This is a genomic window from Dermabacter sp. p3-SID358, from assembly GCF_025147465.1.
Classification (GTDB): Bacteria; Actinomycetota; Actinomycetes; order Actinomycetales; family Dermabacteraceae; genus Dermabacter.
In genome coordinates, this window is the sequence record NZ_JALXOZ010000006.1 from 82,232 (window position 1) to 107,704 (window position 25,473).

At 62.5% G+C, this 25,473-nt stretch carries 26 protein-coding genes and 1 tRNA gene; 16 read left to right on the forward strand and 11 right to left on the reverse strand.

From position 1 onward, the window contains the following. Positions 1-74 precede the first annotated feature (74 nt). Entirely contained in the window at positions 75-542 is a 468-nt protein-coding gene (locus M3B90_RS04370) for an N-acetyltransferase (protein WP_259888808.1), read from the forward strand. Between the two features lie 9 nt (positions 543-551). Here the strand turns inward: M3B90_RS04370 and M3B90_RS04375 are convergent, their stop codons facing one another. Then, positions 552-1,241, reverse strand: coding sequence for a SatD family protein (locus tag M3B90_RS04375; protein ID WP_259888809.1), 690 nt, complete (start codon positions 1,239-1,241; stop codon positions 552-554). 147 nt (positions 1,242-1,388) lie between these two features. Between M3B90_RS04375 and M3B90_RS04380 the strand changes: the two genes are divergently transcribed. After that, a complete protein-coding gene (locus M3B90_RS04380) occupies positions 1,389-1,730 on the forward strand; it encodes a hypothetical protein (RefSeq protein ID WP_259888810.1) in 342 nt (113 codons plus the stop codon). A gap of 223 nt (positions 1,731-1,953) precedes the next feature. On the opposite strand, the gene M3B90_RS04385 is transcribed toward M3B90_RS04380, so the two are convergent. Then, positions 1,954-3,153, reverse strand: a complete 1,200-nt coding sequence (locus tag M3B90_RS04385; protein WP_259888811.1) for a glycine C-acetyltransferase — start codon at positions 3,151-3,153, stop codon at positions 1,954-1,956. 9 nt (positions 3,154-3,162) lie between these two features. Further along, entirely contained in the window at positions 3,163-4,224 is a 1,062-nt protein-coding gene (gene tdh, locus M3B90_RS04390; RefSeq protein WP_259888812.1) for an L-threonine 3-dehydrogenase, read from the reverse strand. A 152-nt stretch (positions 4,225-4,376) separates the two neighbouring features. Here tdh and hrpA point away from each other — a divergent pair, with 152 nt between their 5' ends. The 4 genes from hrpA to M3B90_RS04410 are packed head-to-tail and all read left to right on the forward strand — an operon-like array spanning position 4,377 to position 11,854. Continuing rightward, positions 4,377-8,297, forward strand: coding sequence for an ATP-dependent RNA helicase HrpA (gene hrpA, locus M3B90_RS04395; RefSeq protein ID WP_259888813.1), 3,921 nt, complete (start codon positions 4,377-4,379; stop codon positions 8,295-8,297). 40 nt (positions 8,298-8,337) lie between these two features. Then, entirely contained in the window at positions 8,338-9,531 is a 1,194-nt protein-coding gene (locus M3B90_RS04400; RefSeq protein ID WP_259888814.1) for an NADP-dependent malic enzyme, read from the forward strand. A 9-nt stretch (positions 9,532-9,540) separates the two neighbouring features. Next, positions 9,541-9,948 carry a DUF3039 domain-containing protein gene (locus M3B90_RS04405; RefSeq protein WP_259888815.1) on the forward strand — a complete coding sequence of 136 codons (408 nt, stop codon included), beginning with the start codon at positions 9,541-9,543 and terminating at the stop codon, positions 9,946-9,948. Between the two features lie 40 nt (positions 9,949-9,988). Further along, complete coding sequence (locus tag M3B90_RS04410; protein ID WP_396122451.1) at positions 9,989-11,854, forward strand: DEAD/DEAH box helicase; 1,866 nt, start codon at positions 9,989-9,991, stop codon at positions 11,852-11,854. A gap of 55 nt (positions 11,855-11,909) precedes the next feature. On the opposite strand, the gene M3B90_RS04415 is transcribed toward M3B90_RS04410, so the two are convergent. After that, positions 11,910-13,271, reverse strand: a complete 1,362-nt coding sequence (locus M3B90_RS04415) for a nicotinate phosphoribosyltransferase (RefSeq protein WP_259888816.1) — start codon at positions 13,269-13,271, stop codon at positions 11,910-11,912. Between the two features lie 88 nt (positions 13,272-13,359). Here M3B90_RS04415 and clpS point away from each other — a divergent pair, with 88 nt between their 5' ends. From clpS to rdgB, 6 genes are all read left to right on the forward strand, one after another. Further along, positions 13,360-13,641, forward strand: coding sequence for an ATP-dependent Clp protease adapter ClpS (clpS, locus tag M3B90_RS04420; RefSeq protein ID WP_259888817.1), 282 nt, complete (start codon positions 13,360-13,362; stop codon positions 13,639-13,641). Further along, on the forward strand, positions 13,641-14,294 hold the full coding sequence (locus M3B90_RS04425) for a DUF2017 domain-containing protein (protein ID WP_259888818.1): 654 nt from the start codon (positions 13,641-13,643) through the stop codon (positions 14,292-14,294). The genes clpS and M3B90_RS04425 overlap by 1 nt, the downstream gene beginning before the upstream one ends. Positions 14,295-14,365: 71 nt before the next feature. Continuing rightward, positions 14,366-15,187, forward strand: coding sequence for a glutamate racemase (gene murI / locus M3B90_RS04430; protein WP_259888819.1), 822 nt, complete (start codon positions 14,366-14,368; stop codon positions 15,185-15,187). After that, a complete protein-coding gene (locus M3B90_RS04435) occupies positions 15,184-15,966 on the forward strand; it encodes an MBL fold metallo-hydrolase (protein ID WP_259888820.1) in 783 nt (260 codons plus the stop codon). The genes murI and M3B90_RS04435 overlap by 4 nt, the downstream gene beginning before the upstream one ends. Before the next feature lie 30 nt (positions 15,967-15,996). Further along, positions 15,997-16,740, forward strand: coding sequence for a ribonuclease PH (gene rph / locus M3B90_RS04440; RefSeq protein WP_259888821.1), 744 nt, complete (start codon positions 15,997-15,999; stop codon positions 16,738-16,740). Then, positions 16,737-17,366, forward strand: a complete 630-nt coding sequence (gene rdgB / locus M3B90_RS04445) for an RdgB/HAM1 family non-canonical purine NTP pyrophosphatase (RefSeq protein ID WP_259888822.1) — start codon at positions 16,737-16,739, stop codon at positions 17,364-17,366. Before rph ends, rdgB begins: the two co-directional genes overlap by 4 nt. A 28-nt stretch (positions 17,367-17,394) precedes the next feature. On the opposite strand, the gene M3B90_RS04450 is transcribed toward rdgB, so the two are convergent. The 3 genes from M3B90_RS04450 to M3B90_RS04460 all read right to left on the reverse strand — a co-directional run bounded on the left by M3B90_RS04450 (position 17,395) and on the right by M3B90_RS04460 (position 18,776). Continuing rightward, positions 17,395-17,931 (reverse strand): NUDIX hydrolase family protein, encoded by a 537-nt coding sequence (locus M3B90_RS04450; RefSeq protein ID WP_259888823.1) that lies wholly within the window; start codon positions 17,929-17,931, stop codon positions 17,395-17,397. Then, complete coding sequence (locus M3B90_RS04455) at positions 17,928-18,701, reverse strand: histidine phosphatase family protein (protein WP_259888824.1); 774 nt, start codon at positions 18,699-18,701, stop codon at positions 17,928-17,930. The genes M3B90_RS04450 and M3B90_RS04455 overlap by 4 nt, the downstream gene beginning before the upstream one ends. Continuing rightward, positions 18,695-18,776 (reverse strand) — tRNA-Leu (locus tag M3B90_RS04460). The genes M3B90_RS04455 and M3B90_RS04460 overlap by 7 nt, the downstream gene beginning before the upstream one ends. 105 nt (positions 18,777-18,881) lie before the next feature. On the opposite strand from M3B90_RS04460, the gene M3B90_RS04465 reads away from it, so the two are divergent. Genes M3B90_RS04465 through M3B90_RS04480 form a run of 4 tightly spaced genes read left to right on the forward strand, consistent with a single transcriptional unit; the run spans position 18,882 to position 22,053 of the window. Next, positions 18,882-19,196 carry a hypothetical protein gene (locus M3B90_RS04465; RefSeq protein ID WP_259888825.1) on the forward strand — a complete coding sequence of 105 codons (315 nt, stop codon included), beginning with the start codon at positions 18,882-18,884 and terminating at the stop codon, positions 19,194-19,196. Between the two features lie 26 nt (positions 19,197-19,222). After that, on the forward strand, positions 19,223-19,516 hold the full coding sequence (locus M3B90_RS04470) for a co-chaperone GroES (RefSeq protein ID WP_259888841.1): 294 nt from the start codon (positions 19,223-19,225) through the stop codon (positions 19,514-19,516). A gap of 32 nt (positions 19,517-19,548) precedes the next feature. Next, positions 19,549-20,301: an SDR family oxidoreductase gene (locus M3B90_RS04475; protein ID WP_259888826.1), complete on the forward strand. Its 753-nt coding sequence runs from the start codon at positions 19,549-19,551 to the stop codon at positions 20,299-20,301. A 33-nt stretch (positions 20,302-20,334) separates the two neighbouring features. After that, positions 20,335-22,053 carry a sodium:proton antiporter gene (locus tag M3B90_RS04480; RefSeq protein WP_259888827.1) on the forward strand — a complete coding sequence of 573 codons (1,719 nt, stop codon included), beginning with the start codon at positions 20,335-20,337 and terminating at the stop codon, positions 22,051-22,053. Positions 22,054-22,077: 24 nt separating this feature from the next. On the opposite strand, the gene M3B90_RS04485 is transcribed toward M3B90_RS04480, so the two are convergent. The 4 genes from M3B90_RS04485 to M3B90_RS04500 are packed head-to-tail and all read right to left on the reverse strand — an operon-like array spanning position 22,078 to position 25,416. Beyond that, entirely contained in the window at positions 22,078-22,683 is a 606-nt protein-coding gene (locus tag M3B90_RS04485) for a response regulator transcription factor (RefSeq protein ID WP_259888828.1), read from the reverse strand. Beyond that, a complete protein-coding gene (locus tag M3B90_RS04490) occupies positions 22,680-23,771 on the reverse strand; it encodes a sensor histidine kinase (protein ID WP_259888829.1) in 1,092 nt (363 codons plus the stop codon). The genes M3B90_RS04485 and M3B90_RS04490 overlap by 4 nt, the downstream gene beginning before the upstream one ends. After that, positions 23,771-24,517 carry an ABC transporter permease gene (locus M3B90_RS04495; protein WP_070458206.1) on the reverse strand — a complete coding sequence of 249 codons (747 nt, stop codon included), beginning with the start codon at positions 24,515-24,517 and terminating at the stop codon, positions 23,771-23,773. The genes M3B90_RS04490 and M3B90_RS04495 overlap by 1 nt, the downstream gene beginning before the upstream one ends. After that, positions 24,517-25,416: an ABC transporter ATP-binding protein gene (locus tag M3B90_RS04500; RefSeq protein WP_070458208.1), complete on the reverse strand. Its 900-nt coding sequence runs from the start codon at positions 25,414-25,416 to the stop codon at positions 24,517-24,519. Before M3B90_RS04500 ends, M3B90_RS04495 begins: the two co-directional genes overlap by 1 nt. Between the last annotated feature and the right edge of the window lie 57 nt (positions 25,417-25,473).

Below are 25,473 nucleotides of genomic sequence, written 5' to 3' on the forward strand. Positions count from 1 at the left end.
CGCGAGCGTCGTGTTGGCGCTCATCGCTTGTAATGTGCTTTTTGAAAGCACGCTCTCTGAAAGGCAGATGAAAGATGAGGGGCCGAAAGTGGGAAGCGCGCCTCGATGCGCAGGTTCCTGACGATGTTGCGCGCGTCATCGATACTCTTCCGGAGTGGTTCGGCATTGCCGAAGCGAACGTCGAATATGTCGAAGCTGCGCGTACGAAGGAGACGTGGACTGTTCGCGGCGAAGACGGTGTCGTGAGGGGTGTGGCCCTCGTGGACTATCACTTTGATCGCGCCGCCGACCTCTTCTTCATCGCGGTCGAGCGGGAGTTTAGGTCGTCCGGGATTGGTGCGGCGCTTATCGAGGCGGTCGCTGAGCACTGCCGCGAGCGTGGCGTGAGGCTTCTTCAGGTCAAGACTCTCGGTGCTTCGCATCCTGATGAAGGGTATGCAGCCACGAGAAAGTTCTACGAAGCGCTCGATTTCATTCCGCTCGAGGAGACTGATCTCTGGGGTGAGCAGTCGCCCTGCCTCATCATGGTGCGAGTGCTGTAGGAGAGAGCTCTACGACCAGGTGGCCCGCATCGCCTCCGCGAGGGGGCGCAGGGCGTGGCGGTTGACTCGCTGCGTGTTGGCGCTGGGGGAGATGCTGAGTCGCTCGGCAGTCTCGGCATTCGATTCGCCCTCAAGGAGCCCCCGGAGGGTCCCGCTTGTGCTTGGGTTCAGGGCACTGATGTGGGCGTCGATGAGGTGGCAGAGTGCCCTGATTTGGGGCGTGTCATATTCGTGCGAAGGTGTGGTTCCGACGGCTTTCTGGCTAGCGTCGGACCCCTCCTTGTGGGTTGTGTCAAGGCCGAGCCCCGTGCGGACGCCCGCCCAGCCTGGAGTGGTGGCGAGCTGCTCGATTTCGTTGAGGGCGTCGCGTGCTGTCCACCAGGCGGGGCCGTCTTGGATGCCGGTGTTGCCATCGACGATGCGGATTTCTCCTGCGCCAATGCCGAAGCGGATGTCGTAGCCGCTTTCGCGGAGGTGGAGGCGAAGCGCGTGGGTGGCGCGAAGTGCCTCGCCGTGTGTGGCGAAGATGCCCTGGATCTCGTCGCCAACGGTAGGGTGAAAAGGTTCGAGTCCGTGCCCGTTGAGGGTGGCGAGTGCTGTTTTGAGAGCCTGGTGGAGTGCTGTGCGATCGTGGACGCGAGAGTCGACGATGTCGCCGATCACTGCGACGGCGTAAGCGTGGGTCTTCATTGTTGCCATATGTAGACCATAGCTTAATTTGTAGAGAATTTACTAAATAGCTAAATCGGGGGTGTTTTGGGAGTGATGAGGTTGATCTGGGTCGCGGTGGCGCTAACGGCGTGTGCTTGTGGGGCCGCAGCCGGAAATAGGATCATTCGCGCACTCTTGCGTCGCATTGAAGGAGGCGAACTGCGGGCACCAAGTGCGCAGGGGTCCCTTATAAGTGCGCAAAAGGAGCTACCGGGTGGGCGCTGGATCGGCATTCTCGAAAGGCTCGCCGTGTATGTGTCGATTGTGGCGGGCTTTCCCGCCGGCATCGCGGTTGTTCTCGCGGTCAAGGGGCTTGGTCGCTACCCGGAGCTTCGCGCTGAAAAGGAGGGGCGCGAAGCGGCCCGGGTGGGCGAACTCTTCATTATTGGGACTTTTGTCTCCGTGCTCTGGGCTGCCGCCTGGGCGGGAATTGCCGTAGGGGTGCGTGCGCTCATCGGGGCGGGGGTATGCGGCTGAGAAGGGGCAATCAACACGGGACCCGCGAGGACTAGTGACGGGGCAGTTACCTGTACGCTGAGCACGACGATCACTACGACGAGCACTGACATGACGTGTATGCAGCGTAGGAAGGCGAATGCTTGAATCGCTGACACGGACAGGAGAAAGGCCCGGCATTGATGCCGGGCCTTTCGAGATATAAGGGGCAAACCCCCACAATCCCTATGCAATCCAGGGCGGATTAGGCGGTTTCCGCGTCACGCGCGGCCACGAACGCGGCGACAGCGCGGTCGATATCCTCGCTCGTGTGCGCGGCAGAAAGCTGCACGCGAATGCGCGCCTTCTCCTTCGGCACAACCGGGTAGCTGAACGCCGTGACATACACACCGTGCTCGAGCATGCGGTCGGCAATGCGACCCGCGAGGGCGGCGTCACCGAACATGACCGGTACGATCGCGTGCTCGCCGTCAAGGAGCTCGAAGCCGGCTTCGCTCATCGCGCTGCGGAAATGCTCGGCGTTCTCGAACAGCTTCGCGCGAAGCTCGCCCGAGTTCTTCACGAGATCGAGCGCGGCGAGGGTCGCCTCGACGATCGCGGGAGCGAGCGAGTTTGAAAAGAGGTACGGCCTCGCGCGCTGACGCAGCACGTCGATGATCTCCTGATGCGCCGCGACGTAGCCGCCGCTCGCGCCGCCAAGAGCCTTGCCGAACGTGCCCGTGTAAATGTCCACGCGATCCGATACGCCGAAGTGCTCGGGCGTGCCCGCGCCGGTTTCGCCCATGAAGCCCACGGCGTGAGAATCGTCGACGAGCACGAGAGCGCCGAACTCATCCGCAAGATCGCAAATCTTGTCGAGGGGAGCGAGATAGCCGTCCATCGAGAACACGCCGTCGGTCACGATGACCGTTCGGCGCGCACCCTTTGCAGTTTCGAGCTGAGCACGCAGATCGTCCATGTCGGCGTTCTTATAGCGATAGCGCGCGGCCTTCGAGAGGCGGATGCCATCGATGAGGCTCGCGTGGTTGAGCTCGTCGGAAATGATCGCGTCGTCCTTCGTGAAGAGCGACTCAAACACGCCACCATTCGCGTCGAAACACGAGGAAAAGAGGATCGTGTCGTCCGTGCCGAGGAATTCGCTCAGCTTCTCCTCGAGTTCGAGGTGGCGGTCCTGCGTACCGCAAATGAAGCGCACGCTTGCCATGCCAAAGCCGCGCTCGTCGAGCGCGCGCTTCGCGGCGGCGATGAGATCGGGGTGGTCGGCGAGGCCGAGGTAGTTGTTCGCGCAGAAGTTCAGGACCTCGCGACCCACTTCGCCGCGCGCCGAGGCCGCCTGCACCTCGTTCGACTGCGGAGTGAGAATCGGGCGCTCGTTCTTGAACGTCCCGGCTTCACGGATGGCGTTGAGCTCTGCGGCTAGCTCGTCTTTCATGCTCGTGTACATGGCTACTCCTTAAATGTTTTCCCAGTCGAGAACGATCTTGCCCGCCTCACCTGAACGCGCGAGCGCATAGGCGTCCGCCCACTTCTCGGCGGGCAGAACGTCGGTCACGGTCGAGAGCACGCGTTCGCGAAGAATCTTCGACGTGCGCACCATGGCGTTCATGGCGTTCCACGTCTCGAACATCTCGCGCCCATAGATGCCCTGAAGGGTGAGCATGCGCGTCACGACGGTCGTCCAGTTGATCTCGAACTGCTTCGACGGCAGACCGAGCATCGAAATCTTGCCGCCGTGGTTCATGTTGTCGATCATGTCCTGGAGGGCGATCGCCTGGCCCGAGATCTCGAGTCCCACGTCGAAGCCCTCGCGCATCCCGAGCGAAGCCTGCGTGTCTCTAATACGCGATTGCGAAACATCGATCTGGGCGTCGGTGCCCATTTTTTTGGCCATCTCGAGGCGGTGATCCTTCACGTCGGTGATCGCGATGTAGCGGGCACCCGCGTGGCGGGCAACGGCGGCGCACATGAGCCCGATCGGGCCGGCGCCCGTGATGAGGACGTCCTCGCCAACGATGGGGAACTTGAGGGTCGTGTGCACGGCGTTGCCAAGAGGGTCGAAAATGGCGCCGAGCTCGGGCGTGATGACCCCTTCGTTGCCGTCGTTGTGGTGAACCCACACGTTCTGCTGAGGAACGACGACGTATTCGGCGAAGGCGCCGTCGCGCTGCACACCGATCGAGCGGGTGCGGATGCACATGTGGCGTCGGCCCGCGCGGCAATTGCGGCAAATTCCGCACACAACGTGACCTTCGCCTGAGATGCGGTCGCCAACTTTGACATCAACGACGTCATCACCAATCTCGGTCACCTCGCCGTAGAACTCGTGACCGGGAGTGAAGGGAACGTTGTCGCACATGTCTTGCGCGGAAGCGTCCCATTCGAGGATGTGGAGGTCGGTGCCACAAATGCCCGCGCGCATGACGCGAACCTTAACGTCGTTCGGACCGATCTGCGGCTCCGGGATGTCAACGATGTCGAGCCCCTTGTGCGGGGCAGCCTTGCGAAGGGCTTTCATAGGAACCTCTCTGTTCGGTAAGGATGCGACTCAATCGTAGGGGCGTGGTGCTGAACGCGACTCGGATGCGGGGCGGGCGGCGGCATGGGAGGGCTGCTCGTGTCCACTCGCACGGACGGGGGCCGCCACGCGGCGACTACGATGGAGGGGATATGACCTTGAGGAACGAGAACACCGGCGCGCGCCCCGACATCAGAGAGTCGCGCCTCGCGATCACCTACCCCGCTGATTTGCCCGTCTCGCAGCAGCGCGAGGAGATCCAACGCGCAATCCGCGACAACCAGATCGTGATCGTCGCGGGTGAAACAGGCTCGGGCAAAACAACACAGCTTCCGAAGATGCTGCTCGAACTCGGATACGGCGCTCGCGGCCGCATGATCGGGCACACCCAACCCCGAAGGATCGCCGCCCGGAGTGTCGCGAGCCGCATCGCGCACGAACTTGGCGAGAAGCTCGGCGAGGGAACCGTCGGATACCAAGTGCGGTTCATGAAGACCACCGCGGAATCCACGCGACTCAAGGTCATGACCGACGGCATCCTCCTTTCAGAGATCCACGGCGATCGCCAGTTGAAGAAATACGACGCGATCATCATCGACGAGGCCCACGAACGCAGCCTCACGATCGACATGCTGCTCGGCTACCTCAAGCGCATCGCGCGCCGCCGCCCTGACCTCAAGATCATCATCACCTCGGCAACGATCGATCCCGAGCGCTTTGCGGAGTTTTTCGGCAAGAAGGACCGCGCGGGCGAGCTTCACCCCGCGCCCATCATCGAGGTCTCGGGCCGCACCTACCCGGTGGAGATCCGCTACCGGCCCCTCGTGATTGAGCCCGAGATAGAGGAGGACGACGACCTCGCCGACCTCCGTAGCGAAGAGCGGGACCTCACAGAAGCAATCACCGACGCGTGCGACGAGCTCATCGCGGAAGGTCCGGGTGACATCCTCGTGTTCCTCCCGGGCGAGCGCGAGATCCGCGAAGTGGGGGAGGAGCTCGAAGCGCACCTCCACAAACGCGGGGGAGCCGCGAGCCGCACCGACGTTCTCCCCCTGTTCGGGCGCCTCTCCGAGCAGGACCAGCAGAAGATCTTCAGCCCCCCGAAGGGCGGCCGCCGCAGAATCGTGCTTGCGACCAACGTCGCGGAAACCTCGCTCACGGTCCCCGGTATTAAATACGTCGTCGATTCGGGCCTCGCGCGCATCTCGCGCTACTCCCAACGCACGAAGGTACAGCGCCTGCCTATCGAACCCATCAGCCAGGCGAGCGCGAAGCAGCGATCGGGGCGCTCGGGACGCACGAGCCCCGGCGTTGCGATTCGCCTTTATTCCGAGCAGGATTTCGAATCTCGACCCGAGTTCACCGAGCCCGAGATTCTCCGCACGGCACTCGCGAGCGTCGTGCTGCAAATGACCGCGCTCGGTCTCGGCGATATTGAGAGTTTCGAGTTCGTCGAGGCTCCCGACAAGCGTGCGGTGCGCGACGGCGTGCGCCTCCTTGAGGAACTCGGCGCAATTCGCCCCGAGAAGAACGCTCCCGGAGGCCGCACCCTCACACGCATTGGCGAACAGATTTCGCGTTTTCCGCTCGACCCGCGCATGGCGCGCATGCTCCTTGAGGCGCACGAGAGAGGAGCGCTTCGCGAGGTTCTTGTGATTGTCGCGGCTCTCTCGATCCAGGACCCGCGTGAGAGGCCGCTCGAGAAAAAAGCCCAAGCCGACCAGCAACACGCGCGTTTCACGCACGAGACGAGCGACTTTCTCACCTACCTCAACCTGTGGAATCACCTGAGTGAGCGCAAAAAGAAACTCTCGAACTCCGCGTTCAAGCGCGAGGTCAAGAGCGAATACCTGCACTACGTGCGCATTCGCGAATGGTGGGATTTGCACGCGCAGCTCAAAGACATGTGCCGCGACGTGGGATTGCGGCCGTCGGATAACCCCGCCGGTGATGCGGCGATCCATCAGAGCCTGCTCGCGGGGCTTTTGAGCCACGTGGGGCTCTATGACGAGCGCACGCGCGAGTACCAGGGTGCGCGCAACTCCCATTTTGTGATCTGGCCGGGGAGCGCGATCGCGAAGAAACGCCACGACTACGTCATGGCCGCCGAACTCGTAGAAACCTCACGCCTGTTTGCGCGCACCGCCGCGAAAATTGATCCCGCGTGGATCGAAGACGTGGGCGCGCACGTGCTTAGGCGCTCCTACTCCGAACCACACTGGAGCTCGAAAAAGGCAAGCGCGATGGCCTACGAAAAAGCGACCCTCTTCGGCGTTCCCGTGGTCGCGCGCCGCGCCGTCCCATACGGGCGCATCGATCCCGAGCTCTCGCGCGAGATCTTCATCCAGCACGCACTCATCGAGGGGCAGTGGAATACGCGCCACCATTTTTTCCGCGACAACGTGCGCCTCATCGAGGAACTCGAGGAACTCGAGAATAAAGCGAGGCGCAGGGACCTCATCGCGGGTGACGCCGCGCTCTTCGAGTTCTACGACGCGCGCATCCCGAAGAAAGTCACGAGCGGCAGGCACTTCGATTCGTGGTGGAAGAAGCAGCGCCATGAAACCCCGGATCTTCTCAACCTCACGCGCGACATCCTGCTCGCGGACGACGCCGAGGAGCAGGCCGCAGGCTTCCCCGATACGTGGGTGCAGGGAGATATCACGCTCGCGCTTCGCTACGCGTTTGAGCCTTCGACTCGAGGGGAGTCCGACGGTTCCCGGCAAACATCGAAGGGGACGTTCAACGACGGTGTCACGGCGCTTGTTCCCCTCGCCGTGCTCGGCAGACTCTCGCCAGCAGGTTTCGATTGGCTCGTGCCCGGCATGCGCGAGGAAAAGATCGTGGAACTCATTCGCACGCTCCCGAAGCCGATCCGCCGCCACCTCATCCCCGCTCCGGATAAGGCCCGTGCCGTCGCACAGGTCCTGCGCGAGGATGACCCGAACGCGGGGGAGAGGTTCGTTGAGGCCGTCGCCGACGAACTCGTGGCGCTCCCCGGTGTCCCCGACGACCTTCCGCTCTACGGAGACGAGTTCGACGCGTCGAAGCTCCCCGCGCACTTGCGCATGCATTTTTCTATTCGCGACGATCGCGGCCGTGAGATCGGCTCGGGCGATGACCTCGAAGCCCTTAAAAAGCACCACCGCGCGCGCGTCGAATCCAGCGCAGCGCGCCAGGTCGAGTCATTCGGGGACCGCGATCTCGAGGGCTTCCCCGATTTCGAAATTCCGCACACGAAGCGCAACCGGCAGGGTGGGCTCAACGTCGTCGTCTATCCCGCGCTCAAGTTGCGTGAGGAAGGCGGCGCGGTGAGTGTCGATCTCACCGCGATGCCCACAGCGCTCGATCAGCGCCGCGAGCATGTGCGCGCCGTGACGCATCTCGTGACGCAGGCGCTCGGTTCCGATTCGGTGCAGGTTCTTTCTTCGCTCCCAAACCCCACGAAACTTGCGATCTCGCAATCGAGCTACGGGAGCGCGAAGTCGCTCCTCGCGGATGCCTCTCTCGCGGCGACCGCGGAGCTCATCTCGCGCACCGAAAGCAACGGCCTCGTCTTCACAAAGCCCGAGTTCGATGCACTCGTGGACGTGGTTCGCGCGGAGCATGCCGACCTTTCGCGCACGCTCGTGCTCGCCGCGATCGACGCTCTCGCCGTGCACGGGAAGCTCCAGCGCGCCGTTTCGAAGGTGTCGAGCCTCGCGGTTCTTCAGCAGCTAACCCAGATTCGCGAACACGCCGATGCACTCACCTCGGGACGGTTCATTTCGCGCACGCCGGCGAACATCGTTCCCGAGATTCCCCGCTACCTCAAGGCCGATCTCCACAGGATCGAAAAAATGCAGGACAACCCGGCTCGTGACGCGCAGCTCGCGTGGCAGCTCGAAGATCTCGCGGGCATGTTCGAGAAGGCGAAGCAGAAGCTCTCAGCCGAGGCCCTCGAGAGCGAGCAGGCTCGCGAAATACCGTGGATGCTCGAGGAGCTTCGCGTCTCTTTCTTCGCGCAGCAGCTCGGAACGCGGTACACGGTTTCGGAAAAAAGAGTGCGTCGGGCGGTGGCGGATCTCGGCTAAGTCCCGACGAGAGGTCCCGGTGCGTGGAAAGATGATGGGCATGGCCAAGAACACACCCGAGAACACCGAACCAATGCGCCTTGCGACCGGTACTGAGTCCGTCGAGCGCCGCATTTTCGAGGCTCACGAGGGCGGGAAGCTCGCGGTCGAGCCCACCGCTCCTATCGACAATGCCGATGACCTCGCGATCGTTTACACCCCGGGTGTCGCCCGCGTTGTGGAAGAGATCGCCGAACATCCCGAGAAAGCGCGCGAATACACGATTAAGAAAAATACGGTCGCGGTCGTGACTGACGGCTCCGCGATCCTGGGACTTGGGGATCGCGGGCCGATCGCTGCGCTTCCCGTTATGGAGGGCAAGGCGGCGCTGTTCTCGCGCTTCGCGGGCGTGGATGCCTTCCCGATCTGCCTCGACGCGTACGACGTGGACGAGATCGTCGCTCACGTCAAGGCGATAGCCCCCGCGTTCGCGGGCATCAACCTCGAGGACATCTCGGCGCCACGCTGCTTTGAAATCGAGGATCGCTTGCGCGCCGAACTTGATATCCCCGTTTTCCATGACGACCAACACGGCACAGCGGTGTGCGTGCTCGCGGCTCTCACCAACGCCCTCACGGTGGTGGGCAAGAGCATCGCAGATGTCCGCATCGCGATGTCGGGCGCTGGCGCCGCGGGCACGGCGATCCTTCGCCTCCTCCTCGCGGCGGGCGCACGAGACGTGATCGTCACCAACTCGAAGGGCATCGTGAACGCGGGCCGCGAGGAGGGAGACCGCCTCGAATGGATCGCGGGCGTCACGAATCCCCGCGGCGTCAAAGGTGGGCTTCGCGAGGCCGTAAACGGCGCCGATGTGTTCATCGGCGTGAGTGCGCCGAATATCCTTGACGAGGCGATGCTGAAGAGTATGAACGAGCGCGCGGTCGTCTTTGCTCTTTCGAATCCCGTGCCCGAGATTGACCCGGACATCGCGTGGAAACACGCCGCTGTCGTCGCGACCGGCCGCAGCGATTTCGCGAACCAGATCAACAATGTTCTCGCCTTCCCGGGCGTATTCCGGGGCCTCATTGATGTCCACGCTCGCGAAGTCACCGACGAGGCTCTCCTCGCGGCGGCGCAGGCAATCGCCGCTGTCGTGAGCGAGCATGAGCTCTCGGCGCGTCACATCGTGCCAAGCGTGTTTGACGAGCGCGTCACTCCGGCCGTTGCCCGAGCTGTCGCAGGCGCGCGTGGTTAGGATCGTGGCATGAGAATTTCACGCATTCACGTCACGGCCTCGATCTCGGACCCGAACTCCCCTGACCACGGCGCTCCTCAGGCGCCCGCGGCTCCCGGGGCTGCGCCGAGTTCGACCGCGGTGCTCGAGCGTGAGGAGCAAACGGAGGACGCCGATCCCGGTGATCACGACCGCTTCGCGCATTACGTGCAGAAGGAGAAGATTGCGAAGGCCGCGCTCAACAATTCGCCCGTGATTGCGCTGTGCGGCAAGGTCTGGGTTCCGGGCCGCGACCCGAAGAAGTACCCCGTGTGCCCGCAGTGCAAGGAGATCTTCGAGGGCATTGGTGACGGAGGCAACTCGGGCGAGGGTGACGACAAAGGCCGAGGTAAGAGCGGTTTTGGTGGTTTCCGAGGGCTCTTCGGTTCGGGTCGCTAAAGCGCTCTAAGGGCTCCCGGGTCTATCGTGGAGGGCGCCTATGAATGCCCACGATTCTTCCGCTTCGCCCGACCTGTTCTCGAACTACCTGGAGTCCACGCGCGCCAGCGAGCAGCAGGCGCCGGCTGTTCATACCCAGGCAACACCCCGCAAGCCCTCGTCCTTTGCCGCGCAGCAAATGCCGCCAGCGTTTCCCGAGCGAGCGGCGTGGGGCACGGCCCCGAAGCTTCGCGCGTGGCAGGCAGAAGCGCTCAAGCTATATCAGGATTCGCAGCCGCGCGACTTTATGACAGTCGCAACCCCCGGCGCGGGTAAAACGACGTTTGCACTCCAGGTCGCCGCGGGCCTTCTGCGCGAGGGCATCGTACGCCGCGTGACGGTGGTCGCGCCCACGGAGCACCTCAAAACCCAGTGGGCCGATTCCGCTTTGCGCGTGGGCATTCAGATCGATCCGAACTTCTCTAACGCTCAGGGCCGCCACGGCGATCACTACCAGGGGGTGGCCCTCACGTATGCCCAGGTGGGAGCGAACCCGCGGCTGCACCGTGCACGCACGGAGGCCGCCCCAACCCTCGTGATTCTTGACGAGATCCATCACGCGGGCGATGCCCTGACGTGGGGTGAAGGTGTGCGCGAGGCCTTCGACCCGGCTAAGCGCCGCCTTGCTCTTACGGGCACCCCGTTCCGCTCGGACGATGCGCACATCCCATTCGTGCGCTACGAAGCGGACGGCGAGGGCTTCCTCCGTTCCAAGGCTGATTACACGTACGGCTATCGCGAGGCGCTTCACGACCACGTTGTGCGCCCTGTGCTTTTCATGACGTACTCGGGGCGTATGCACTGGCGCACCAAAAGCGGGGACGAGGTCTCGGCGCAGCTCGGCGGCCTCGAGACGAAAGACATCATGCAGCAGGCGTGGCGCACGGCCCTCGATCCGAAGGGCGAGTGGATCCCTACGGTTCTTCAGGCCGCGGATCAGCGCCTCACGGAGGTTCGGCGCGGAGTGAGTGACGCGGGCGGGCTCGTGATCGCCACTGACCAGTCGAACGCGCGCGCCTACGCAAAAATTCTCGAGCGGATCACGGGTGAGAAGCCTACGCTCGTGCTTTCCGATGACTCGACCGCGGGCCGCAAAATCGAGGAGTTCAATGACTCGAAGGATCGCTGGATGGTCGCGGTGCGCATGGTGTCCGAGGGCGTCGACGTGCCGCGCCTTTCCGTAGGCGTATATGCAACCTCGACCTCGACCCCGATGTTCTTTGCGCAGGCCGTGGGGCGTTTCGTGCGTTCGCGCACGCGAGGTGAGACCGCGAGCGTTTTTCTCCCGTCCGTTCCCGTTCTCCTCGGCCTCGCGAACGAGATGGAGGCCGAGCGCGACCACGTGCTCGATATGCGAGAGAAGGAGCAGCTCGACCCGGAGACGGGGCTTGATGAGGATGCGCTGCGCGAGGCGAATCGGGAGGAAAGGGCAAGCAGCGAGCTCGAGGGCAGCTATGAAGCTCTCGAATCGGACGCGCACTTTGACCGCGTGCTCTTCGACGGTGGTGAGTACGGCGCGCTCGCGATGGCAGGCAGCGAGGAAGAGCGGGAGTTTCTCGGCATTCCTGGGCTGTTGGAGCCTGAGCAAGTGACCTCACTTTTGCGTGAGCGCCAGAAAAATCAGCAGCAGCGCAGCTCGCGACATTCGAGTACGCCTGCGGCGCCCACGCACCGCGACGTCACCGCGCTGCGCAAGGAACTCAGTTCGCTCGTGTCGGGGTGGGCGCGGCGCACGGGAACCCCGCACGGTCAGGTGCACAACGAGTTGCGCCGCCGCTCGGGTGGTCCGGCCGTTCCGCAAGCGAGCGCGGAGCAGATTCAAAAAAGGATTGACATTCTGCGCGGCTGGTTTGTGGGGAAGAAGTAGTCCGACGGTTGCCTGGCTCGACGGGAGTCGTGCGCGCGCATCGCGGGTTCGCGCGCTAGTCGGGGTCGATGCGCGTGTGCGAGAGATTCTCCAGCTCCGCGAGCGAGTGTACGACCGGAAGTGCGACGGTGCCGTCTTGCCCCGTGCGGATCTGAGAATCCGCGAGAGCGAGCTCCTCGAGGGCTCGTAAGTGCACTTCACGTGCGATTTCAATCCGCTCCCACTGGCCGAGTGGGTTGAGAACCTTTCCGTTCTCCACGATGCGCGTGAGTAGAGGGCGTGCGTTGAGCGAGTCCGACGGCTGCTCGCCCGCGTCGTCGGCAAGGACGAGTTCGGCACTCGCCGCGCCTTTGGCATCGCGCACGCGATAGGCACGCTTACTGCCCGCGATCGTTGCCTTTTGCGCCGATTTCTTCGCGACCGCTTCCATCTCGCCCCTAGAGTTTTCGCGCTCGACGAGCTTGAAAACAAAGCCCTGTGCAGGATGGTTGCCGCCCGTCACGAGGCGCGTGCCGATTCCGTAGCCGTCAACGGGGAAGTCACGCAGGTCGAACACGCGCTCCTCGTCGAGATCGCTCGTTGCCGTGATCTTGGTATCCGTTGCGCCGAGCGCGTCGAGCTGCTCTCGCACCTCGCGCGCCGTCTCGCCAAGATTTCCGGAGTCGATACGTACGGCACCGAGGTCGGGGCCCGCAATCTCGACCGCGGTGTCGATAGCCTCGCGAATGTCGAACGTGTCCACGAGGAGGCTCGTTCCGGCACCGAGTGAGTGCACTTGCGCGCGGAAGGCGTCTGCTTCGCTCTCGAATACGAGTGTGAAGGCATGCGCGGATGTGCCAGTAGTGGGAATGCCGTAGGTGCGGCCAGCCTCGAGATTCGATGTCGAGGCGAAGCCCACGATCGCGGCGGCGCGCGAGGCTGCAACGGCGGCATCTTCGTGGACCCGGCGCGAGCCCATCTCGATGCACGGCCGGCCGGCGGCTGCCTGGATCATGCGCGAGCCCACGGAAGCGATTGCCGAATCATGGTTGAGGATCGAGAGCACGATGGTCTCGAGAAGCACGCACTGCTCAAATGTGCCCTCGATACGCATAACGGGGGAGCTCGGGAAGAAGACCTCGCCTTCGGCGTAAGCTTCGATGTTTCCCTCGAAGCGATACCCCTCGAGGTAGGAGAGCAGGTCCTCCGTGAACTGCCCGGCCGAGCGTAAGAATTCAATATCCGCGCGATCGAAGCGGAAATCCTCGAGCGAGTCGAGAATACGTCCCACCCCCGCGAACGCGCCATAGCGCCGCCCCTCAGGAAGCGAACGCGTGAACACCTCGAACACGCATCGGCGATCCGCAACGCCAGCCTCGCGCGCGGCCTGAATCATGGTGAGCTCGTACAAATCGGTTTTCAGTGAAGTCGTCGCCACGCCGTAAGCCTAAACGAGGAAGCCGGGTAGTCTTGGAGTCTCATATCCGTAAGAGGCGACGCGAGCTCGAGGCGAGGAAGGAGACACCGTGCGCGAGAAGAGCCAGAGTGAACCCCTGGCAAGCGTCGGAACCGAAACCGACCGGAAATGGAACACCGTGGTGCTCAACGACGCCGTGAACGAGCAAACATACGTGACGTACGTTTTCCGCACTCACTTTGGATATGCGCGCTCGAAGGCGCACGCGCTCATGATGCAGGTCCACACCGAGGGGCGCGCGATCGTGTCGTGCGACGGGCGCGAAAAAGCGGAGTCCCACGTGGGGGCGATGCACGAGTTCGGGCTCCTCGCCATTCTCGAGGAGGCCTAGTGGCGCATTCGTTCATTGCGCGCGCCGATGGTCGCCTCATGTGCAGGCTCGAGTCGGAAGAGAGAGCGGTACTCGCGCAGGTTGCTGGCGAAATCACCGACCTGATCCGTGTCGACCTCGGGTTTGGTGATCCCGGCGAAGGCGATCAGGGCGCGCGTGGGGCGATGTCGGAGGATCCTCTCGCGAGGCTCGAAGCCGAAACCTCAAGCTCGCTCAGGGGAGAGCCGCGCGACAGCGCAATGAAGAGGCTCTTCCCTCCCGCAAGCGAAAACGACGAGGAGGCGGAGGAGTACCGCCGCCTCGCGCAAGCAAATCTCGCCGACACGCACATCTCGAATTTAAGTGCCCTGCGCGCAGGTCTCGAGGTCGCGGGCGATATTGGCGGCGAGGGCCCCCACGACGAAATCGTGATCGAACGCGCCGATGCGCTCGCGTGGCTCAAGGCACTCAATCTCATTCGCCTCGTGCTCGCGGACCGCATGGGCATCGAGAACGACGGTGACTTCGAGGCCCTCCAACTTCTCTGTTCGAACGACCTCGAGCAAGTCGAGGCCGAACCGGGGGTCGCGGGCATGGAGTTCCTCGCGACCCTCTACGAGTTCGCCTCGTGGCTCCAGGCGACACTTCTCGGGGCCCTGAACGCACGCTCGTAGCCCTTGTGAGATCGCTTGCACGGGTGCGCCGAACAGCTCTCCAGATAGACCCAGATCGATAGATTGATGGTGTGGACGATTCACCCATCGGGATTTTTGATAGCGGGATCGGCGGGCTCACTGTCGCGCGCGCGATCATCGATCAGTTGCCGAATGAAAAGCTTTTCTACATCGGCGACACGGCCCACACGCCCTATGGCGATAAGCCGCTCGCGAAGGTGCGCGAATACGCGCTCGGGGTCATGGACGAACTCGTTGAGCACGACGTAAAGATGCTTGTGATCGCCTGTAATACGGCAACCGCGGCGGCTCTTGCGGACGCGCGCGAACGCTACAGCGTTCCAGTCCTCGAGGTCATCAAACCAGCAGTTCGCCGCGCTGTCTCGGTCACAAACAACAAGCGGGTCGGTGTGATCGGCACGCGGGCGACCGTCAAATCGGGTGCCTACCAGGACGCGTTTTCCGCTGCTGTCGATGTGCATGTCGAAGCGGCCGCGTGCCCCCGCTTCGTAGAGTTCCTCGAGAGCGGAACCGACTCGGGCGACGAAGTTCTCGCCGCCGCTGAGGAGTACCTCGCGCCCCTCAAGGCCGCGGGCGTCGACACGCTCGTGCTTGGCTGTACGCACTACCCGCTGCTCGCGGGAGTGATCAGTTACGTCATGGGCCCCGACGTCACGCTCGTGTCTTCCTCCGAGGAAACTGCGATGGACGTGTACCGCACGCTACAAGAAAAGGACCTCATGCGTACCGCCGAAGCACCGCCGCGCCACGTCTTTGCCGAGACCGCGCCGCGCGTCGGTCGCGTCAGCAACTTTGAGCGGCTTTCGCAGAGGTTTCTTGGCCCTGCCATTACCCACACGACGTCAATCCCCGTCATCGAGGAGGGTGCATGAGCATCGAATTGACCGTGGTCGGTTGCTCCGGGAGCTACGAGGGACCGGGCGAGCCAGCCTCGGCCTATCTCGTGACAGTCCCGGGCAAGCACGGGAAGCCATTTCGCATCCTCATGGATTGTGGAAGCGGAGCTCTTTCGAATCTTCACAAGGTTATTGACCCGTCGCTCATCGACATCATCCTCATCTCTCACCTCCACGCCGATCACTTCCTTGATCTCGCGGGGCTCGAGGTCTACCTCGCCTATCACCCACTCGTGAACTGCCCGACCGTGCGCGTCTTCGCGCCCGAAGGCCTCGACGATCGCCTGAGTGCCGCAACCGGCAACCCGGATCCAATCCCGCCGGGGGCAAGCCGCGCGCCCTACGAGTTCATTCCCATGTCCGCCGGTGACAGCATCGAAGCTGGAAAAGGGATCATCACGGCCGTCTCCGTCAAGCATCCGGTGCCCGCCTTCGGTTTCCGAATTGAGGTAGGAGACTCCGTTCTCGCGTACACGGGTGATACGGATTCGTGCGAAGGGGTAGCTGCGCTCGCCGAGGAAGCCGATCTGCTCCTGTGCGAAGCCGGCTACATCGAGGGTAGAGACGACCACTTCACAGGCATCCACCTCACCGGTAAACGCGCGGGGATTCTCGCGCGCCAAGCAGGCGTAAAAAAGCTCCTCCTTACTCATATCCCGCCGTGGACCGACCGCGAAGTTCCGCTTGGAGAGGCCCGCGCCGAGTTTGACGGACCGCTCGAACTCGCCGAGGCGCTTCACACCTACACACTTTGAACGCACGTAGCGATCACCGAGGAGAGAGCCATGACCGAACAGATCACCCGAATCGATGGACGCACCGTTGATCAGCTCCGCGACGTGACAATCACTCGCGGCTGGCTCGACCATGCCGAGGGAAGCTGCCTCATCGAATTTGGCCGCACGCGCGTGCTGTGCGCGGCGAGCTTCACCGAGGGCGTCCCCCGCTGGAAAAAAGGCAGCGGGACAGGCTGGGTCACAGCCGAGTACGCGATGCTCCCGCGCGCGACCGGAACTCGCTCGGATCGCGAGAGCGTCAAGGGCAAGATCGGCGGACGCACTCACGAAATTTCGCGACTCATCGGCCGCTCGCTGCGCAGCGTCGTGGACATGAAGGCGCTTGGCGAGAACACCATCCAGCTCGATTGCGACGTGCTCCAAGCCGACGGTGGCACGCGAACTGCCGCGATCACCGGGGCCTACGTCGCGCTCGTGGACGCGATCGCGTGGGGCAAGCGCTACGCGTCGATCCCCGTGCTCGCCGACGTCATTCGCGACTCGGTTTCGGCGGTGAGCGTCGGCATCATTGGCGGCACACCGATGCTCGACCTCGAGTATCGCGAAGACGTCAAGGCCGAGACCGACATGAACGTTGTCATGACCGGCTCGGGTGAATTTGTCGAGGTCCAGGGCACCGCCGAGGGAGCGCCGTTCAGCTACGACGAGCTTAACCAGCTCCTCGGCCTCGCCTCGAAGGGGTGCGAGGAGCTCATCCAACTGCAGCTTCAAGCCTTTGAGGAGAGCAAGTGAAAGCGAGCGCGAAGGTTGTGCTCGCGAGTCACAACCAGAAGAAGCTCAAAGAGCTGCGCGAGGTGCTCGGTGCGGCGATCGAGGGATTCGATCCCTCCCAGGTCGTTTCAAGCGCGGACCTTGGCCTCGCCGATCCGGTCGAGGACGGCGTGAGCTTCGAGGAGAACGCTCTGATTAAGGCCCGCGCGGCGGCGAGCGTAAGCGGTCTCATCGCGATTGCCGATGACTCGGGTCTTGCTGTCGACATTCTCGGCGGAAGCCCCGGTATTTTCAGTGCGCGTTGGTCTGGCCGCCACGGCGATGATGCGGCAAACAACGCGCTCCTCTTGGCTCAGCTCGCCGATATCGCGCCCGCACACCGCGGAGCACGGTTCATGTGCGCGGCCGCCGCCGTCATTCCACACTCCGACGCTAGCGCAGCCCGCGAAGTTGTCGAGCTCGGCGAAATGCGCGGAGCCCTCCTCAAAGAGCCGCGAGGTGCAGGCGGTTTCGGGTACGACCCAATTTTTGTGCCCGAGGGATACGAGAAAACGTCGGCAGAACTATCCCCCGAGGAAAAGAACGCGATCAGCCACCGAGGGAAGGCGTTTCGCGCACTCGCGACGCGTCTTGCGGGCCTGATGTGATTTTCTCTGCGACTCGAGTCGGGAACGACTAGCTAATCCCGCCCGCTGCGAGGGCACGGCGCACGAGGATCGCGTGGGATTGCTCGAGTTCATCCATCACGGCTGAATCGAGGACCGTTGCGGCCTCGAACCACCCGAGGTCGAGCGCGTCTTCTTGCGGAGCGCAGTCACCTTCGACGGGAACGATGTAGGCGAGAGAAACCGCGTGCTGGCGCGGGTCCACGAAGGGCGACTGCCCCGGTGTGGGGAAATATTCGGCTACCGTGAACGGCACCATCGAGGTGGGAACCTTGGGGAGCGCGACCGCGCCGAGATCCTTTTCGACGTGCCGAATGATCGTTTCACGTAAGCTCTCATGCACGAGGACGCGGCCCGACACGAGGGAACGGATGATGCGACCGGAACCGTCGGCCCGAAGAAGCAGGCCGATCTCCCTGATGGCCCCGTAGGCGTCGAGCCGCACTGGAACGATATCGACGTAGAGAATCGGGAGTTTGCGGCGCAGCTCGCGGATTTCGTCGTCGTCAAACCAATTGGATTCGGTTCCCACTGCGGTACGCGTCATCGTGACTCCTTGGGATCGTGGGGTGGTGCGGTGCTTGGTCGGTAGGCCTCAAGTGCGGGGCACTCGGCGAGCGGGAGAGACCCCGGGTCGGTTCCATGCGGGGCATCCCATGTGGGATCGATCGTGGGGATCGCGCCCTCGTTGTGGCGCCACTCGAAGGGGTCGCGCAGCGAGAACCCGGCGATCATGGGCACGCGCCAAAGAGTTGGGGCGATGTCGAGGAGGCTGAGTGAGGTGTTCGGGAAAGAGGTGAAGGCTCGCTGGGCGACGGCACTCATGAGATAGCGGATGAGCGTGCCGTGGGCGACGACAAGGATTCGCCCATCGGGGTGCTGTGCCGAAATCTCGCGCAGCGCGGCGCATGCGCGCTCGAGAACGGCATTAATGCTTTCGCGTCCGGGGAAATCGCGCTTCGGGTAAGCCTTGTACGCTTCGGTGCTTGGAACGCCCTCGGCCCACCCGAAATCGACCTCGCGGAAGCCCTCGTGCGCCCCGAGGTACGGAAGCTGGTGGTCGTCTGCGATGACCTCCGCGGTCTGGCGTGCACGGATGAGCGGCGAGCTCATGACGAAGTCCCATGGAAACGGGGGAGTGGAATCCAAAGCGTGGTGGGCTTGTTCGATGCCTGTTGCGTTGAGGGGCACATCGCTCGCCCCTTGGAAGATGTTTTTCAGATTCCAATCGGTTTGGCCGTGCCGCACAAGGCCGATCAGGGTCATCGGTTCCTCCTCAACGCTCAGTTCGCTGTCGAGATGAGAGTGAGTACGCACGGGGGGACTTGAACCCCCACGCCCGAGGGCACTGGAACCTAAATCCAGCGCGTCTACCAATTCCGCCACGTGCGCATACCCGTCAAGCTTACCTGCCCGCATCGTCGCGGTGAAAGTCCAGCCGACGACCGGTAGACTCAAGCGGTACGACCATGCGACCACATATCCGGGGAGGAACTCGTGGGAAAGAAGAAGGATAGCCTCGAGGACATGAAGGACGAGGCCCTGCGCCGCCAGGACAATCTCGCCGCTGACATCGACGAACTGCTCGACCGGGTCAACCCCGTCAATGCATTCCAGCGCTGGAAGAACGAAGCGAAGGATTCCACGAAGTCTTTTTTCGTCGCCGATAGCGGCGCCGTGAAGCCCGTCCCGGTCGCGGGTCTCGTCGGTGGCGCTCTCGGCCTCCTCGCGGTTACGGCTGGCGCAATTGTGCTCGTGACCCGCACGCCGAAGGACGGCATCTACTACGACCGGGACTACAGCAAGAAGTGAGCGACTCGTCATCGCTTCCCCTGCGGATGCTCCACGACCGTTTACTCGTGGAGCCCGATCCCGAGGGTGAGCGCCGCAGTAAGTCTGGGATTCTCATTCCAGCGACCGTGAACGTTTCGACTCGGCTTTCGTGGGCGAACGTCGTGGCTGCTGGCAGCAACGTGCGCCAGGTGCGCGTTGGCGACCGGGTGCTCTTCGATCCCGCTGATCGCGCCGAGGTCGAACTTGACGCGAAAGTGTATGTGCTTCTTCGCGAGCGCGACGTGCACGCCGTGCATGAAGATTCGCACGAAGGCAACGTCGCTGGCCTCTATCTTTGACCGCATTCGCCTCCCAACGGAAGGAATCATTCATGACCACCACCAAGACCGCTGTCATCACGGGTTCATCACGCGGCGTGGGCGCCGATACCGCCAAGATTCTCGCCGCGGGCGGCTACAACGTTGTCGTGAACTACCGTCAGAAGGCCCCGCGTGCCAACAAGGTCGTGAAGGAGATTGAGGAGGCGGGTGGCCGCGCGGTTGCCGTGGGTGCCGATCTTACGAACGAGGACGATCTCGAGCGCCTCATGCAGACCGCGATCGACGAATTCGGTTCGCTTGACCTGCTCGTGCTTAACGCTTCGGGTGGCATGGAAAAGGATCTCGGCGAAAACTATGCGCTTCGCCTCAACCGCGATGCGCAGACGAACGCCCTCACCGCCGCGCTCAAGCGCATGACCCCCGGCGGACGCGTCATTTTCGTGACGAGCCATCAGGCGCATTTCATCAATGAGGTCGAGACCATGGAGGCTTACGACGCGGTCGCGAAGTCGAAGCGTGCAGGCGAGGATGAGCTCACCTCGCGCATCCCCGAGATGAGCGAGAAGGGCGTGAGCTTCGTTGTCGTGTCCGGCGACATGATCGAGGGCACCGTGACGGCGACTCTCCTCAATCGCGTGGAGCCGGGCGCGCTCGAGGCCCGCCGTGAGGCTGCCGGAAAGCTCTATTCGGTGCGCGAGTTCGCCGAGGAGATCGCGAAGCTTGCCCTCGCCGATCTCCCCACGGGGCACGTGGAGCTCGTGGGCGGCGCGAAAGATTTCCTTGCGCAAGTAGACGCAAAGTAGAACGAGGATTGTCACGAGAAAGAAGGCCAGAGCGTGGAACTGATCGTCCTTGCGCTTGTGGGACTGACGGTTCTGCTGGTTTCCGCGATCTTCTCTCGCCGAACAGGGATCGCCGCACCGCTTTTGCTGCTCGTTCTCGGCATCATCGCAAGCTTCATCCCGTGGATTCCCGACATAGAACTCTCTAACGAGCTCGTTCTGCTCGGTATTCTTCCGCCGATCCTCTTTGCCTCGGGGCGCAATGTTCCCGTGATCGAAATTCGGCGCAATCTCAAGCCGATTGCGTGGCTGAGCATTGTCATGGTGATCGTGCCGGCCGTGATCGTGGGCGTGATTGTCCATGCTCTCTTTCAGGAGATTTCGCTTCCGCTTGCGATCGCTCTCGGTGCGGCTGTCTCTCCGATTGACGCTGTGGCGGCGACGAGTATCGGCCGAAGGCTCGGCCTTCCCGATCGAATCATGACCCTGCTGGAAGGCGAGAGCCTTTTCAACGACGCGGCGGCGCTCGTCACGATGCGCATGGCAGTCTCGGCTCTTGCTGTCGGTTTCTCGTTTGTCGAGGCCAGCCTCGGTTTTCTTTGGGCGGTTGTGGGTGGCCTTGCCATTGGGTACGTGGTTGGCAGGATCATCAATTGGGCACGGGGCCGCCTCGATGATCCGATTCTCGTCACCGTCGCGACCCTCGCGAGCCCGTGGGCGTCGTACATTCCGGCTGAGCAGGTGCATGCCTCTGGCGTGATCGCTGTTGTTGTGAGCGCGGTACTCATGACCCACCTCGCGCCTCGTTCGCTCAACGCCGAGGAGCGGGCGATGGTGAAGTCGACCTGGGCCACGGTGAGTTACGTGCTTGAACACGCGGTCTTTCTCCTCATGGGCATGCAAATCACGCTGCTCGTGAGTGATGCGCGATCGAGCGGCGGTATGGGCCGTGTGTGGCTCATGGCCATCGTGGTTCTCGTCGTGCTGATCGTTATGCGTGCCGTTGGGGTGGCGGTCGTGGTGTGGATGTCAAACCATCGCGAGACGCGCGCCCGCACCCTTGGCCGCTACCTCAAGGACGGGCTATCCGAAGAAGGGGAGCGACGGGCCCGCGCACGCTTCGGCGAAAATTGGGAATCGGAAAGTTCCCGATGGCTCAACCGCACACGTGCCGATCTTGATTATGCGCTCACCGAGAAGATCTCCCCGAAGGGAGGGATCGTGCTTGCTTGGGCAGGTATGAGGGGAGTGGTCACTCTCGCCGCGATCCAAACCCTCCCGTATGTTGCCGGTGGTCAGCTCGTTGACCACCGTGGCACCGTGATCCTCGTGGCCTTCCTAGTCGCGGTCACCTCGCTTTTGTTGTTCGGCGGAACACTGCCGTTCGTGATTCGATCAACGGGGCTCGCTGCGCCCGGCGTTGATGAGCGCAGACATGAGGAAAAGATGCTCGTGCGAAGTATGCTCGAGACCGTCAACCGCGAACTCGGCCCCCTCGCCGAGCAGACGATTGACGGCGAACCAGTTCCCCCGCACGTCATCACAAAGCTCGAGAGGCGCATGGCCGTGCTCAACAACCGCACGAATACGGAAGCGTTGCGGCTCGAGCGCGATACGCGCGATATCTACTGGGCGCTATTCACGAGGTACCTGGACGCGCTCAGGCTCGCCCTCGAGGGGGAGCGCTCGGTGGGTGCGTACTCCCATCATGCACTTCGGGCGGCCGAAGAGATGCTTGACCGGTTTGAGGTTAACTCGCGATCACGGGGGTAAGCGGGGGCCGACGCTTGTGTGGCCCTAGAGCCAGCCGCGTTCTTCGGCGCGTTTCGCGGCGGCCGCCCTCGTTGCGGAGCCTGTCTTGTGTATTGCCGAGGAAAGATAGTTGCGCACTGTTCCCTCGCTGAGGTGCACCTTCTTAGCGATGTTGGAGATCTTTTCTCCGTCGCGAGCAATGCGGAGGATTTCCTGTTCGCGCTCGGTGAGGGGGTTTGCCCCCTCGAAAAGGGATTCCGTTGCGAGAGCCGGGTCGACGACTCGCTGGCCCGCGTGGATTTTCCGCACGGCTTCGGCGAGCTTTTCGGCGGGAGTTTCCTTCACGACGAAGCCGCGTGCGCCGGCATCGAGCGCGCGGCGAAGGTAGCCGGGACGCCCGAAGGTCGTGACGATCAGGCACCGAATGTCGGGGTGGCGGGCACGAAGAGCCGCGGTCGTCTCAATGCCATCGAGTTTTGGCATCTCGATGTCGAGAAGTGCAACGTCGATCGCCGTGGAGGCCGCCGCGGTGAGGGCCTCCTCACCGTTGGCCGCTTCAGCAACGACGTCAATATCGTCCTCGAGATTAAGGAGAGCAGCAAGGGCACCGCGCACCATGGCTTGGTCATCGGCAATGAGCACTCGAATCACATTGATACCTGCACCTTCGTTCCGTCATTGCCGCCGCGGAGGGTGAGTTTGCCACCTGAATACTCGATGCGCTCGCGAAGGCCTCTGAGCCCATTGCCAACGGTTCCCGAAAAGCCGACACCGTCGTCGACGATGTCGATTCCGTGCGACGTCATGGTGATGCTGACATTTTGGGCGTTGGCGTGGCGCACGATATTGGTCATCGCCTCTCGCAGGGCCCATGCGAAAAGGATCCTGTGACGCGGATCGACATCGTTTGGTTCGCCATGCACGGTGAGGTCGATCCCCGCACCGTGCGCAACCTCGCGTACTTGCTCAAGCTCTGTGCCCAGTTGGCGAACGCGAAGCCCAAGAACAGTCGCGCGAACGTCGGCGATGCCTTCACGTGAGAGCTGTGAAATGAGGGCTATCTCGTGCTTAGCAGCGATCGGATCTTTCTCAACGAGGCGCTCGGCGAGCTCCGACTTGAGCACGATCGCCGTGAGCGTGTGCCCGAGAACGTCGTGAATGTCGCGCGCAACCCTTTCGCGCTCGTCAAGAACGGCCTCTTGAGTCGCGACGCGGGAATCATCGATTGCTGATTTCGTGAAGAAGACCGAACAAGCACAGCCGAAAAAGACGCCGATAGAGATGATCCCGAAGGAGAGGATTGCGAGGTTTCGGGTGAGGAGGCTTGCCGCGAAAATCGCGACCACGACGCACGCTCCGGCGATATAGCCGGAGCGTGGCGTCAAGAGGAAGACTATCGTGGGGACGAGGAACACGACGAGTGAAAGTGCATCGACGCCAATAAGGAGCAGCTGTGTGACGCACATCGCCACGAGGAGCGCGATGAACGCGACAGTCTTCCACGTGACCGAATCGGTAATTCGATCGGGGTCACGAAAATGCCGGATCATCGATCCTGCATAGAGGCCAGCAAAGGCGACCGTCACGAGGATCGACAGGATCCGAGAAGCCGTCGGAATATCATCGTAGACCGCGGTGAGCAGTGGAAATGAAAGGAAAAGAAGCCACACGAGCGACATCGCATAGGCAAGCGTGCGCCTTCGATTCTCGGTGACTCCCTTTCCAGAATTCTCGAGCATTACTGCCTTTCGCGAGTTTTACGGGCGAGCAAGACTGCGGCCGCAGTGAAGATCACGCACCACACAGCCATATTGACGAGCCCGTACCACAGAGGATCGGTGTAGAGACCTCCATTCATGGAGTACATCTTCCCATGCATGAAGGGATACTTGGCGAGCATGGCGTAGCCATAAAGGGGTGTGAAGCGCCCGATCTCAAGGAGAGTTCCGCTAAGCGGAATGAAGAGATTCCCCAGGAAACCAAAGAGCACGAGCAACCCGGTCGAAGCGGTCGCTGCGCCTTCACTACGCATGGCGAAGGCAAAGATCAGCCCGTAAAAGCCGAACATCAGTGATCCCGCGAACAGGATGAGGAACGACACGATCCAATCTTCGAGTGGTGCGTCGGCTGTCGTGAAGGCGCCGATGATGAACATGATGATGATGGGAAGGGCAGCGATGATGGAGCCCACCGCCGACTTCACTGCGATGTAGCGCATGTCGCTGAGCGGTGTAAGGCCGAGTTGGCGGCCCCAGCCTCGGATCTTTTCGACGCCGGCTTGTGACGCGATGCCCGCCGTTGCACTCGCGGCACCGTAGGCGGCCATAGCCACCATGATCGACATCGCAACGTTACCATCGCCGATCCTCGCCTCGGCAAAGCTGCTTGTCTCGCCGAGGGCAATGTAGATGATGACCGGTAAGACAACGATGTAGAAAAGGGTGACGAGATCCCTGAATAGGCGTTTGAGTTCGATCGCAAACATTAGGCGTCCTTCCGATCTTTCGTGAGGCGAACAAACGAGTCCTCAAGCGACGGGTGTGAAATTTCGAGATTGCTCACGCCCGCGAGCGAGAGGAGGAAACGGGCCACGTCGTCGCTTTCACTCGCGACGGTTGTCAAGTGTGCCCCCGTGACCTCGACGCTCAGGTGCGGGAAGCGTTCGCGAAGGGAAACCATGACCGACTCTGGGTTTTCTACGTTCGCTTGGATCGACCTTGCGCCGGTGAGGTCGCGGATCTGCTCCGTGGGACCATCGGCGACAATTGCGCCCTCCGAAATGAACACGACGCGACGCGCGAATTGCTCTGCTTCTTCGAGATAGTGGGTCGCGAAGATAATCGTGCGGCCCGAGCTCGCCTCACCTTGCATGCGATCCCAGAACGTGCGGCGGGCCGAGACGTCCATCCCAGCTGTGGGCTCGTCGAGAATGAGCACTTCCGGGTCGGGCAAAAGTGCGAGGGCAAATTTGAGGCGCTGCTGCTCACCTCCGGAGCAGGCTTTGACCTTGCGACTCGCGAGTTCCGCGATGCCAGCGAGCTCGAGTGCGCGCCGCCCCATCGTCGGCTTTGGGAAGGTTGAGGCGATGTAATCGACGGTCTCGCCGACGGTAATGTCGGCGAGAAGCCCGCCCGTTTGGAGAAGCGCCGAGACTTTTCCTGCTTTGATCGCTTCGCGCGGAGTGGTTCCGCATACCGAAATGCTTCCCGACGTAGGCCTTGTGAGCCCGAGAACCATGTCGAGTGTTGTCGTTTTTCCGGCGCCGTTCGGTCCGAGAAAAGCGAGAACCTCGCCGCGCTCGACTGTGAGGTCGATGTCATTGACGGCGACAATTGAGGAAAACTGTTTCCGAAGCTTCGTGAGCTCCACTGCGATGTCGTTCATGCCTCAAGTTTGTTCGAGGCTCGAGAACTCCTCCATCGGGGTCTGTCACGAGAAGGA

Bases quoted from the DNA above. Each gene is read 5' to 3' on its own strand.
- rph (WP_259888821.1), top strand. From the start codon at position 15,997: ATGACCGAACAGATCACCCGAATCGATGGACGCACCGTTGATCAGCTC.
- hrpA (WP_259888813.1), top strand. From the start codon at position 4,377: ATGACCTTGAGGAACGAGAACACCGGCGCGCGCCCCGACATCAGAGAG.
- M3B90_RS04400 (WP_259888814.1), top strand. From the start codon at position 8,338: ATGGCCAAGAACACACCCGAGAACACCGAACCAATGCGCCTTGCGACC.
- M3B90_RS04450 (WP_259888823.1), bottom strand. From the start codon at position 17,931: ATGACGCGTACCGCAGTGGGAACCGAATCCAATTGGTTTGACGACGAC.
- M3B90_RS04375 (WP_259888809.1), bottom strand. From the start codon at position 1,241: ATGGCAACAATGAAGACCCACGCTTACGCCGTCGCAGTGATCGGCGAC.
- M3B90_RS04405 (WP_259888815.1), top strand. From the start codon at position 9,541: ATGAGAATTTCACGCATTCACGTCACGGCCTCGATCTCGGACCCGAAC.
- M3B90_RS04490 (WP_259888829.1), bottom strand. From the start codon at position 23,771: ATGCTCGAGAATTCTGGAAAGGGAGTCACCGAGAATCGAAGGCGCACG.
- M3B90_RS04435 (WP_259888820.1), top strand. From the start codon at position 15,184: ATGAGCATCGAATTGACCGTGGTCGGTTGCTCCGGGAGCTACGAGGGA.
- tdh (WP_259888812.1), bottom strand. From the start codon at position 4,224: ATGAAAGCCCTTCGCAAGGCTGCCCCGCACAAGGGGCTCGACATCGTT.
- M3B90_RS04370 (WP_259888808.1), top strand. From the start codon at position 75: ATGAGGGGCCGAAAGTGGGAAGCGCGCCTCGATGCGCAGGTTCCTGAC.
- M3B90_RS04495 (WP_070458206.1), bottom strand. From the start codon at position 24,517: ATGTTTGCGATCGAACTCAAACGCCTATTCAGGGATCTCGTCACCCTT.
- M3B90_RS04475 (WP_259888826.1), top strand. From the start codon at position 19,549: ATGACCACCACCAAGACCGCTGTCATCACGGGTTCATCACGCGGCGTG.
- M3B90_RS04385 (WP_259888811.1), bottom strand. From the start codon at position 3,153: ATGTACACGAGCATGAAAGACGAGCTAGCCGCAGAGCTCAACGCCATC.
- M3B90_RS04410 (WP_396122451.1), top strand. From the start codon at position 9,989: ATGAATGCCCACGATTCTTCCGCTTCGCCCGACCTGTTCTCGAACTAC.
- M3B90_RS04470 (WP_259888841.1), top strand. From the start codon at position 19,223: ATGCTCCACGACCGTTTACTCGTGGAGCCCGATCCCGAGGGTGAGCGC.
- M3B90_RS04500 (WP_070458208.1), bottom strand. From the start codon at position 25,416: ATGAACGACATCGCAGTGGAGCTCACGAAGCTTCGGAAACAGTTTTCC.